Annotated in this window: 8 protein-coding genes; 2 read left to right on the top strand and 6 right to left on the bottom strand. The window is 72.9% G+C overall.

From position 1 onward, the window contains the following. Positions 1-140: 140 nt before the first annotated feature. Positions 141-1,067: an ornithine carbamoyltransferase gene (locus ACFYZA_RS22120; protein ID WP_388492262.1), complete on the bottom strand. Its 927-nt coding sequence runs from the start codon at positions 1,065-1,067 to the stop codon at positions 141-143. Positions 1,068-1,324: 257 nt separating this feature from the next. Further along, a complete protein-coding gene (locus ACFYZA_RS22115; RefSeq protein ID WP_382600784.1) occupies positions 1,325-2,686 on the bottom strand; it encodes a helix-turn-helix domain-containing protein in 1,362 nt (453 codons plus the stop codon). Positions 2,687-2,864: 178 nt separating this feature from the next. Between ACFYZA_RS22115 and ACFYZA_RS22110 the strand changes: the two genes are divergently transcribed. Beyond that, positions 2,865-5,900 (top strand): BTAD domain-containing putative transcriptional regulator, encoded by a 3,036-nt coding sequence (locus ACFYZA_RS22110; RefSeq protein ID WP_382600786.1) that lies wholly within the window; start codon positions 2,865-2,867, stop codon positions 5,898-5,900. Between the two features lie 89 nt (positions 5,901-5,989). Here the strand turns inward: ACFYZA_RS22110 and ACFYZA_RS22105 are convergent, their stop codons facing one another. The 4 genes from ACFYZA_RS22105 to ACFYZA_RS22090 form a co-directional block, all read right to left on the bottom strand. After that, positions 5,990-6,262 (bottom strand): hypothetical protein, encoded by a 273-nt coding sequence (locus ACFYZA_RS22105; protein ID WP_382600788.1) that lies wholly within the window; start codon positions 6,260-6,262, stop codon positions 5,990-5,992. Positions 6,263-6,642: 380 nt separating this feature from the next. After that, complete coding sequence (locus ACFYZA_RS22100) at positions 6,643-7,068, bottom strand: hypothetical protein (protein WP_382600789.1); 426 nt, start codon at positions 7,066-7,068, stop codon at positions 6,643-6,645. 140 nt (positions 7,069-7,208) lie between these two features. Then, positions 7,209-7,817 carry a trimeric intracellular cation channel family protein gene (locus ACFYZA_RS22095; protein ID WP_382600791.1) on the bottom strand — a complete coding sequence of 203 codons (609 nt, stop codon included), beginning with the start codon at positions 7,815-7,817 and terminating at the stop codon, positions 7,209-7,211. Positions 7,818-7,959: 142 nt separating this feature from the next. Beyond that, the gene (locus tag ACFYZA_RS22090; RefSeq protein ID WP_388492259.1) at positions 7,960-8,238 is read right to left on the bottom strand and encodes a hypothetical protein; all 279 of its coding nucleotides are present in this window, start codon (positions 8,236-8,238) and stop codon (positions 7,960-7,962) included. Between the two features lie 505 nt (positions 8,239-8,743). On the opposite strand from ACFYZA_RS22090, the gene mgtA reads away from it, so the two are divergent. Continuing rightward, positions 8,744-11,470 (top strand): magnesium-translocating P-type ATPase, encoded by a 2,727-nt coding sequence (gene mgtA / locus ACFYZA_RS22085; RefSeq protein ID WP_388492257.1) that lies wholly within the window; start codon positions 8,744-8,746, stop codon positions 11,468-11,470. Positions 11,471-11,541 lie beyond the last annotated feature (71 nt).

Below are 11,541 nucleotides of genomic sequence, written 5' to 3'. Positions count from 1 at the left end.
ATCGGGGCGGCCCCGCCCCCCGTTTGGGGGGGGGGGGGGGGGGGGCCCCGCCCCGCCCCCCCCCCCCGGGGGGGGGGGGGGGCCCCGCCCCCCCCCCCCCCCCCCCCCCCCCGCCCCGGTGTGCGTGGGCCCCGGCTGCCTCAGTCGTCCAGGCCCACCACGCACCACTCCAGGACTGCCATCGCGGCCGTCATCTTGTGGTGCGCCTGCCGCCAGGCGAGGCTGCGCTCGCCGTCCAGGATCTCGTCGGTGACCTCCTGGCCGCGCACGGCGGGCAGGTCGTGCAGGAACACGGTGTGCGGGCCGCTGTGCCGGTCGAAGAAGTCGCGGTCGATGCGGAACCCCTCGAAGGCGGCGCGCCAGTTCGGGTCGGCCTTGGGCACGCCCATGGTCTGCCAGCGGCTGGTGTAGATCGCGTCCGCCGGGCCGTCGACCGCGTCCGGGTCGGTGATCTGAACGACCTGGTGGTGGCCGCCGCTCAGCTCGTCGACCGCGTCCAGAATGGTCTTGGGCACCTCGTAGCCCTCGGGGCACAGCAGGGTGACGCGCAGCTCGGGGACGAGCGCCCCGGCCAGCGCGAGGGCGGCTCCGGAGCTGTTGCCCTCGCCGACGACCAGCAGATGGCGGCCGGCGAGGGACCCGAAGTGCTCGGTGAGCGTGGCCAGGTCGGCGACGGCCTGGGTGGGGTGCTCGTCCAGGCTGAGCGCGTTGACGACGGCGAGGTCCGGGCTGGTGCCGAGCCGGCGCATCTCCTCGACGTCGCCGTTGGTGCGCACGACGAGGGCGTCCAGGTACTGGCCGAGGACGCGGCTGGTGTCCTCCACGGTCTCGCCGGTGGAGAGTTGGAGTTCGTCCGGCCCGAAGGTGATGACGTCGGCACCCAGGCGGGTGGCCCCGCTCCAGAACGACGTGCGCGTCCTGGTGGAGGACTTGCGGAAGAAGATGCCCACCTGGCGGCCGGCCAGTGGACGGTCCTCGACGTCCCCTCGGCCGAACTCGACGGCGCGGGCGACGATACGGGTGAGCTGCTCGGGCCGGAGGTCGGCGAGCGAGATCAGGTTGCGCATGGCGGGAAGACCCTTTCGGTGACGGACGGATGTCGGGAGAGCGGGAAGAGACAGCGGGCAACAGGGAGAGGACAAGGGGGAGGCAAGGGGGAGGCAAGGGAAGGAGGAGTCGGCGGGAAATCGGTTCGCGTAGGTCAAGTGGGTTGTGGAGAGGCCGAGTTGCGGACGGATCCTGGGCTTCGGCCAGCCCCGGTGCACCGGCACCGCGGAGTGCCGGGGCGCATGGGCACCTCGTACCGCGGGGTCATCGGCGCGCTTCAGTGCACCAGCGCCGCGGACCGCCGGGCCGCCGCCCCCGCGCGATCCGCCGCGAGCCCCCGGACCAGGTTGAGGACCCCGAAGCGGCTGGCACCCTCCGCCGCCGGCAGCCGGCGGATCAGCCCCCGCAGCATCAGCGCGTGCACCTCGCGGGCCACGGTCGTGGCGGGGACGGCCAGGACGGCGGCGGCCTGCTCGGCGGTCCAGCCGTCGGCCAGCGCACCCAGGTCGCCGAGGAGCGTGGCCTGCGCGGTGTCCATCCGGCCCACGGCCGCGGCGAGCACCGCGCCGAGCCCCTCTTCGTTGACGTCGGACAGGGTTGCGTCGTCCACGAGGTCCAGCGGGCTGGTCCTGGCTATCCTCAGCAGCTCCTCCAGCGAGTGCAGCAGCAGCCAGGACGCGGCGGACTCCATCGCCCTCGGCACCCCGTCCAGGGCGCGGCAGATCCGGGCCACCGTGCGCACGACGGAGTCCGTGGGCAGCAGGTCGGGACGCATGTGGCCGACGTAGGACAGCATCAGTTCCACGGCCGGCTCCCCGGCGGTGAGGGACGCCCCGGGCAGCGGCGGGGCGGCGTCGGCGGACGGCTCCGGGGCGGGCAGCGGCAGCGGGGCGAGCGGCAGCAGCCGGTTGCCGGGGGTGCGGTGCGGTTCCCGCGCGGTGATCAGCACCTTGAGGCGCTCGCAGCTGTGCAGCAGCTCCAGGAGTTGGGGGGCCGGACGCGTTGTGGCGTCGTGGCCGTCGAGGACCAGGAGGGCGGCGCGGTCGCGGACGACCGAGGCCAGTTCGTCGAGGCCCGGCCCGCCGTCGGCCAGGGAACGCGCCCAGGCGGTCAGCGCGGCGCGGGGACTGCGGGCGGATCCGGCCGCCGGTGCTGCCGTGCCCATGTCGACCCAGAGGACGGGCATCCGGTCGCGGGTGTGCAGCAGCAGCGCGGCCTCCTGGGCGAGCCGGGTCTTGCCGACGCCCGCGATGCCGACCACGGTCAGCAGCCGCTCGTGCTCGGTGGCGAGCAGCCCGGTCAGGGCCCGCAGCTCCTCGGTCCGGCCGACCAGGCGGCGCAACGGCTCGGGCGGCGGCGCCAGTTCGGCCCCGAACGCCTCGCGCATCACGGTGTCGGCGGGTGCGCCCTCGACGGCGAGTTCGAGCGCCGCGCGCCGGGCGTCGCCCAGCCGCATGGCGTCGGCGAGCAGCCGGAGCGTCTCGCGGCGCGGGTGCCGTACCCGCCCCTGCTCCAGGTCGCGGATGGCTCGAACACTGACGGTGGACAGGCCGGCGAGCTGTTCCTGGGTGATTCCCGCCCACCGGCGTGCCGCTCTCAGCTGTCTGGCGAGTCCGTCCGTAGCTGCCTGCTCCGTCATGGCCACTCTCCTCGACTTGCGTGTGGGCCCGTCGACGAGGGCCTGTCTCAATTCCGCCTGTTGGACCTCAAGGTGACGGTGGTGCTTACCGAACGCGTACCGCCCCGTTACCGAGGGCAGGGAACGGGCTATGATCCGGCCGGGGCGGGGATTCGTGACCTGGGGGAGGGCTCACGGCATGAGCGATGCCGAGGCGGGTTCGTTGCGCTTCAACGTGCTGGGTCCGCTGGAGGGCTGGGCGGGCGGGTCCCGGCTGCGGCTGGGCGGACTCATCCAGGAACGTGTGCTGGGAACCCTCCTGCTGGAGGCCGGCCGGGTACTGCCGATCGGCCGCCTCGTGGAGTCCGCGTGGGCGGAGAACCCGCCCGCCACGGCCTCGCACCAGGTGCGCAAGGCCGTGGCCGATCTGCGGCGGCGCATACCGGACGGCGGCGAGGTCATCGTCACCGACGGCCCCGGTTACCGCGTGGAGCTGGGCCACGAGCAGTTGGACCTCACCGAGTTCGCGCTGCTGGCGCAGTCGGCCAGGGACGCGGCGGGCGGGGGCCGGCCGGGCGAGGCGGCCGAGGCGCTGCGGCAGGCGCTCGCCCTGTGGCGCGGCCCGATCCTGTCGGGGGCCGGCGGTCCGGTGATCGAGGCGGCGGCCACCGCGTTCGAGGAACGCCGGCTCGCCGCCGCCGAGTACCTCTTCGAGCTGCGGCTCGGCTTCGGCGAGAGCACCGAACTCGTCGGTGACATAAGGGACTTCGCGCAGAGCCATCCGCTGCGCGAGACACTGCGCGCCCAATTGATGCTGGCCCTGTACCGGGCGGGCCGCCAGGCGGAGGCCCTGGAGGAGTACGGCCGGGTCCGCGAGCTCCTGGTGGAGGAACTGGGCGTCGACCCGGGCCCCGGTCTGACCAGGGTGTACGAGGGCATTCTGCGCGAGAGCCCGGAGCTGGCCGCGCCCGTGCCCGCCCCCGCGCCGGCCCCGGTGGCCCCCGCCGCCCCGGCACCGGCCGCACCCGCCGACGCCCCCTGCACCCTGCCCTACGACCTGGCGGACTTCACCGGCCGGGAGCGGGAACTGGCAGAGCTCCTCGACTGCGCCGGGCGGGACTACGCGCGTCATTCGCGGATCGTGGCCCTGGACGGCATGGGCGGCAGCGGCAAGACCTCGCTCGCCGTCCACGCGGCCCACAGTCTGGCCGGCGAGTTCCCCGACGGGCAGCTCTACATCGACCTGCACGGTTACACCCCCGGCGAGGAGCCCGTCACGCCGGGCGGGGCGCTGGACAGCCTGCTGCGCGCGCTCGGCGTACCGGGCGAGCGCATCCCGGAGGACCTCGCGGGCCGCACGGCGCTGTGGCGGGCGACGATCACGGGCCGACGGCTGCTGCTCCTGCTCGACAACGCCGCCGACGCCGCCGACGTGCGCCCGTTGATGCCGACCGGGCCGGGCTGTCTGGTGCTCGTCACCAGCCGGGCCCGTCTGGTGGAACTGGACTCGGCGCAGTGGATCTCGGTCGACGTGATGTCGCCGCAGGAGTGCGCGAAGCTGGTCGCGGAGACCCTCGGTGAGCAGCGGTACGCTGCCGAGCCGGAGGCCGCCGCGGAACTGGCCCGGCTCTGCGGCCATCTGCCGCTGGCGCTGCGCATCGCCACGGCCCGGCTGCGCAACCGGCCCCGCTGGACGCTGCGTTATCTGGCCGACCGGCTGCGCGACGAGGCGCGCCGCCTGGACGAGCTGAGTTCGGGCCAGCGCAGCGTCGCCGCCACCTTGCGCCTGTCGTACCAGGCCCTGGACCAGGAGTGCCGGACCGCGTTCCGCATCCTGGCCCTGCATCCGCGCGGCGACATCGACGTGCACTCCGCCGCCGCGCTGCTCGGCACGGACCCGCGCGACGCCGAGGACATCCTCGAACTCCTCCTCGACGTCCACCTCCTGCAGCAGCCGGAGATCGGCCTCTACACCTTCCACGACCTGGTGCGCAGCTTCGCGCACAGCCTGCGGTCCGGGGCGACGGAGGGGGACGACGACGCGTCGGTGCACCGGCTGCTCGACTACTACCTGGCGGCGACGGATTCGGCGTGCCAGGTCATGTTCCCGGGACGCCGCCGGATACCCGCCGGCCCCGAGGAAACGTCCGTGGCGGCGCCGCGGTTCGCCGGGCGCGGGCAGGCGGAGCACTGGTTCGCACGGGAACAGGGCGCGCTGCTCGGGATGGTGGGTGTGGCCCGGCGGCTCGGATGCGACCGGCACACCGTGCTCCTGACCCGCAACCTGGCCTTCCAGCTCAGCGCGCGCGGCCAGTTGGAGGAGTTCCGCTCGATGGGCCTGGAGGCGGTGTCCGCCGCGCGACGGCTCGGCGAGCTGTCGCTGCTCGGTGTCAGCCTGTCCAACCTGGGTGTGGCCTGCTGGAAGTTGGGGCGGTTCACCGAGGCCGTCGAGATCGCGACCGAGGGCCGGAACGTCGCCGAGCAGCTCGGCGATCTCCAGACCCTGGCCCACAGCGAGAGCACACTGGGGCAGCTGAACAGTCTGCTCGGGCACTTCCCCCAGGCGCTTTCGCATCTGGAGAAGTCGATCGGCCACGAGCGGGAGCTGGGCACGAGCCGTGCGGAGGCGGAGAGCCTCACACTGCTCAGCACGCTGTACGAGCAGTGGGGCCGGCACGAGGAGGCCGCGGCGGCGGCCCGCCGGGCGATCGCGCTGTGCGACGAACTCGGGCGGCACGAGAACAAGTTGGTCGCGCTCACCGACCTGGCGTTCGCGCAGGCCTGCATCGGGGACGACGAGGCGGCCGAGGTGAGCCTGAAGCAGGCGCGCGCCCTGTGCGAGGAGAACCGCGACCCCGGCCAGGTGGCGCTGGCCTTCGCCCTGTCGGCGGAGGTCTGCCACCGGCTCGGCCGTACCGAGCAGGCCGTCGAGTTCGGGGACCACGCGCTGAGCACCGTCAGCTCAAACGTTTCTCCACTGCGCCGCGCCAAGATCGAGAACACCGTCGGCCGCTATCTGTGCCGTCGGGGCGACGCCGTGGCCGCCCTGTCCCTGCACGAGCGTGCGTACGAGCTGGCGGGCTCGCTCGACTTCCGGATCGAGATGGCCTACGCCCACTCCGGCATCTCCCGCGCGCAGGCGGCACTCGGCCGGACCGAGGAGGCGGCCCGGCACGAGCGGGCCGCGGAGGAGCTGTTCACCGCGATGGGGGTGCCCGCGGACCGGCGCCGCTGAACCGGCCCCGCCGCCACCCCCGTACGGCCGCGCCCCGCCACTCGCTCCGGAGGGAGCGGGTGGCGGGGCGCGGTGGTGGCCGGGGTGCCTCAGGCGGCGGCGCCGGTCGGGCCGCGGTCGTCGGCGGGCTTGGGGGTGGGGGTGGGGGTTCCGTACGGGGCGATCACGGTGGGACCGCGGTCGTCGGCGAGCGTGACGGTGGACGAGCCGTGCGGAGTGATCACGGTGGGGCCGCGGTCGTCGGCGACGACCTGCACGCCGGCCGGCCGGACCTGCGGGTGCCCCGCCTCGATCGTCGCCCCCAGGCCGAAGGCGAGGACAGCGGCGACGATTCCGACGAGACCTGCCGACTTGCGCCCCATGACGTATCCCCTTTACGTGGTATCCCCGGTTTGGCCCGGTTCCTCTTCCCGACACCACGAACTCTCCCGAGACCCGTTCCCGGACCGTTCCCACACCGATACCGCCTCCCGCGCCGAGGCGGGAAGGCAGACGGTATCCGCAGGTGGGAGGGGGTTTCACGGCCGCTCGGAGCCGTGCTCGGGGCGGCCCGTTCCGGGGTTGCGGACGGCCCGGGACGGGGCCCGCGGGACCGCCGTCCGAAATCCGACCCCCGCAACCCGGTATCCGCTCCCCGCTCCCCGCCCTTCTCTCCTCTCCCCTTCTCCCTCTCCTCTCCCCTCCCCTCGCCTCTCCTCCCCTCCCCTCCCCTCCCCTCCCCTCCCCTCACGAGTGCCGAGGCTCAGTCCCGCCCCGGCACCGGCTCCCGGGTGAACACCGGCTCGCCCGCGCCCAGTTGGCAACTGACCACGCGCGGACCACGCGCGGTCAGCACCACGGTCGTCCAGGCGCGTCCGGAACCGACGTCCGCCAGATCCAGCAGCGCCCGGACGGTCGAGCGCAGTGCCGCCACGTCGTCGTCGCTCGGTCCGTCCCGCCCGGCCCGCACCGAGCCGGAACAGCGCCGCGGGACGATGTCCACGACCGTGTGCATGCTGCTGTCGCTGACCGTCTCGACGCTGAACTCGGGCCCGTCCCAGGACTCTTCGTCCGCGTACGGCACGGGTGGCGCGGCCCCGCCCTCGGTCCACCGCTCCACGGCCGACAGGTCCTGAAGGATGCGGCGTAGCCCCGCGGCGACATCGATCCGGTCCGGGGGATGCTTCATTGGAGACTCCTCTTGGAGAGAACTACTCCAGCACCCTGAAGCCTCCCGTTCCCGTCCGCGTCCCGCCCGGCTCCCGCCCGCCGTCCGCAGCACCGCGCGGTAGCCGAACTGCCCTGCCGATCAAGCGAGTTGGCTGGAGTTCACCGCACGCTCCGCAACCGCGGCAGATGCAGATCGCGGAAGATCGCGGTGAGGCGCAGGGACAGGACCACCCCGGCGGCGACGACCGTCGTCAGGGCCGGGCCCGCCTGGAGCCAGTGCAGCAGCTGGTAGCAGATCGCACCGGCCAGCGCGGCGGTCGCGTAGACCTCCTCGCGGAGCAGCAGCGGCGGGAACTGCCCGCACAGTACGTCGCGTACGACCTCACCCGTGACGCCGGTCAGCACGGCGAGGATCACCACGGCGGCCGGGGTGACATGGGCGTCCACGGCGGCGCGGGCGCCCATCACGGTGACCACCGCGAGGCCCACCGCGTCCACCACCATGAGCGACCGCTGCGGCAGCTCCCCCCTGCGCAGATACAGCATCGTGCCGATGGCGGCGCAGGCGATGACGGTCAGCAGGAGCCAGTCGTGGGTCCAGTACAGCGGGTGCCGGCCGAGGATCAGATCGCGCAGGGTCCCGCCGGACACGGACGCGGCGAACGCGAGCACGAGACCGCCGAAGGGGTCCATGTTCGCCCGGTGCGCGGCCAGCACACCGCTGGCCGCGAACGCGGCGACGCCGATCAGGTAGAGCACGTGCAGCATGAGGGCACCCCCGGGTGACGCGAGAAAATGCGGTGGCCCGCAACGGGCCGGAGCAGGAAGGGACTTACGGGCAGGAAGCAGGCGGCCGGTGCCGCGCCTCATCGTTCGCTCAGCGTTCGCTCAGCGCTTGCTCAGCGACTGTTCAGCGCTTGCGGCGCGCGAGCAGCAGCCCGCCGGCGGAGGCGAGGGCGGCAGCCGATACGGCGACGACGTCGAGCATCGGATCACCACGGTCGGCCGCGCGGGACGCGGGCTCGGGCTCGGGCTCGGTCGTCCGGCCCGGGCCCACATGCCACGGCGCCGTATGTGCTGCGCCCACATGCTTCGCCGGGGCAGCCTGCGCCGGGGCGGCGGGCGCGGCCGGAAGGACGACGGCTCCCGCGAGCACCGCGGTCACCGCGATACGACGGGTGAGGTCCATCCCCCGATGGTGCCGGGCGCCACCGGCCCCGCGGATCGGCCGTAGGGCCACGGCCCACCCGGCCGAAAGCACGAGCCCAGCACCCCTGCCGGCCCGGCCCTCACCCCGCCGCGATCCCGCCCGCGACCGGGACCTTCGGCCCTACTTTCACGTCCGCGCAAGTATGCTACTTTCGTATCGACGCAAATAACCGTGCGGCCGCCGTCTCGCGCCGCACCCGTGGCGAGGAGGTGTTCGGGATGAGTCCCGACCGAAGTCCCCGCCGCGCCCTGCCCGTCGGCTGACCAGCAGTCCGACCGGCCCTCCCCTTCCGCCGCGCCCACCCGCACCACCCGCGTCCGCACCCCGTACGCACATGGACGCACCCGGACGCACCCCGGACACCGCCGCGCGGCACGCGATGCGCACCCCCGTGCCCCGAGGCACCCCCATGCCCCGAGGCGCCCCCACACGCAAAGCCGAAGCCATACCCACACACCCCTGACGACCCCAGGGAGGTCTCGTCATGACCACACTCACCCCCACCCCCACGCCCCAGAAGCTCGCCCCGCCGGGCCGGCGCCGTGAGCGGCGGGCCGCCGAGCTGGAGGCCCGCACCCGCACCGTCGCCGAGCGGCTCGGCACGATCGCCGGGCAGCCCACCGCGCACGTGCTCAAGGAGTACGGCGTCGACCGGGACGGCCTCTGCCAGGCCGAAGTACTCGACCGGCAGGAGCGGCACGGCCTGAACACGGTCGCCCAGGAGCGCGCCCCGCGCTGGTACGTCCAGCTGGCGAAGGCGTACGCGAACCCCTTCATCGGCGTGCTCGTCTTCCTCGCGGCCGTCATGTACTGGCAGGACCCGGCGGACCCGGGCGTCGTCATCCTGTCCGTCATGGTCGCCATCAGCGGACTGCTGCGCTTCTGGCAGGAGTTCCGCTCCGGGCGGGCCGCCGACGCCCTGAAGCAGCTGGTCACCACGACCACCGCCGTACAGCGCCGGGCCGGACGCGGCGCGGTCGGCACCACCGTCGAGGTGCCGATGGACCAGGTGGTCCCGGGCGACGTGGTCAAGCTGGGCGCGGGCGACCTGATCCCGGCGGACCTGCGCCTGATCACCGCCAAGGACCTGATGGTCAGTCAGGCCGCGCTGTCCGGCGAGTCGTTGCCGGTCGCCAAGACCGACGTACGGGCCGGCGAGGACAACCGCAGCGCCGCGTCCGTCGGCGACCCCGTCGAGGCGGGCAACCTCTGCCTCATGGGCACGTCCGTGACTTCCGGCACGGCGACGGGAGTCGTGGTCGCCACCGGCGCCGACACCTACTTCGGCTCGATGGCGGGCTCGCTCGTCGGGGAGCGGCCGCAGACGAACTTCGACAACGGGGTGCGCAAGGTCAGCTTCCTGCTCATCCGCTTCATGCTGGTGATGGTCCCGGTCGTCTTCGCGATCAACGGGTTCACCAAGGGCGACTGGAACGAGGCGTTCCTGTTCGCCATCGCCGTGGCCGTCGGGCTCACCCCCGAGATGCTGCCGATGGTCGTCTCGGCGAACCTGGCGCGCGGCGCCGTGGCGATGGCGAAGAAGAAGGTCGTCGTCAAGCGGCTGAACGCGATCCAGAACCTGGGCGCGATGGACGTCCTGTGCACCGACAAGACGGGCACCCTCACCGAGGACCGCATCGTCCTCGACCGCTACCTCGACGTGCACGGCGCGGAGGACAACGAGGTGCTGGAATACGGGTACTTGAACGCCCACTTCCAGACCGGCCTGCGCAACCTCATGGACCAGGCGGTCATCGACCGCGTCAACGAGGCCGAGGAGGTTGTCGTCGACGCACGGTTCACGATGGTCGACGAGATCCCCTTCGACTTCGCACGGCGCCGGATGTCCGTCGTCCTCAACCGCAACGGCCTGCTCGGCGGCGCGGGCCGCCCCGAGCACGTCCTGATCACCAAGGGCGCGGTGGAGGAAGTCCTCGCCCTGTGCACGCACATGAGGGACCGCGGCGAGCGCGTGGAGCTCACCGACCAGCTGCGGTGGCACGTCACGCGCACCGCCGAGGACAACAACCGCCAGGGGCTCCGGGTCCTCGCCGTCGCCACCCGGACGATGCCGACCGCGCGCGACACGTACACGGTCGCGGACGAGTCCGGGCTCACCCTGGTCGGCTTCCTCGCCTTCCTCGACCCGCCCAAGGCGGACGCGGCGGACGCACTGCGCGGCCTCGCGGACAAGGGCATCGCCGTGAAGGTCGTCACCGGCGACAACGAGCTGGTCGCGGCCCGGGTCTGCGCGGACGTCGGCATCGAGGTCGGCACCGTCGTCACCGGCCCGCGGGTCGACGCGCTCGACGACGCGGCGCTGCGTCAACTGGCGTCCACCACAACGGTGTTCGCCAAGGTCAACCCCGTACAGAAGGCCCGGATCGTCCGCGCGCTCCAGGCCGACGGGCACACGGTGGGCTTCCTCGGTGACGGCATCAACGACGCGGCGGCGCTGCGCGACGCGGACGTCGGCATCTCCGTCGACACGGCGGTCGACATCGCGAAGGAGTCCGCGGACATCATCCTGCTGGAGAAGGACCTGACCGTCCTGGAGCAGGGCGTGGTCCAGGGCCGCACCACCTTCGGCAACACGATCAAGTACATCAAGATGACGGCGTCGTCGAACTTCGGCAACGTCTTCTCGGTCCTGGTCGCCTCGGCCTTCATCCCCTTCCAGCCGATGCTGGCGATCATGCTGCTCGTGCAGAACCTGGTGTACGACATCGCCCAGCTGGCCACGCCGTGGGACCGCATGGACGAGGACTACCTGCGCAAGCCGCGCAACTGGGACGCCAAGGGGATCGGCCGGTTCATGGTGATGATCGGGCCCATCAGCTCGATCTTCGACATCGCGATGTTCGTCATCATGTGGCACGTCTTCGGGGCGAACTCCGAGTCCAACCAGGCGCTGTTCCAGTCGGGTTGGTTCATCGAGGGCCTGCTGTCGCAGACCCTGATCGTCCACATGATCCGCACCCGCAAGATCCCGTTCATCCAGTCCCGGGCGACCTGGCCGGTCATGGTGATGACGGTGCTCGCGGTGGCGACCGGCCTGTTCCTGCCCTTCTCGCCGCTCGCCGCGACGATCGGCTTCGTGCCGGTGCCGATGGGCTACTTCCCCTGGCTGGTCGGCGTCCTGCTGGCGTACTGCACGCTGACGCAGCTGGTGAAGGGCTGGTACATCCGCCGGTACAACACCTGGCTGTAGGCGCGCGTCACGAACGGCCCCGGCCACCCGCCCCGTACGGCGGGCGGCCGGGGCCGTTCGCACGCCGCCGC

Source organism: Streptomyces sp. NPDC001828 (genome assembly GCF_042892175.1).
GTDB lineage: Bacteria > Actinomycetota > Actinomycetes > Streptomycetales > Streptomycetaceae > Streptomyces.
Note: the sequence above shows the minus strand (reverse complement) of the source record. Positions and strands in the feature narration are given on the sequence as shown.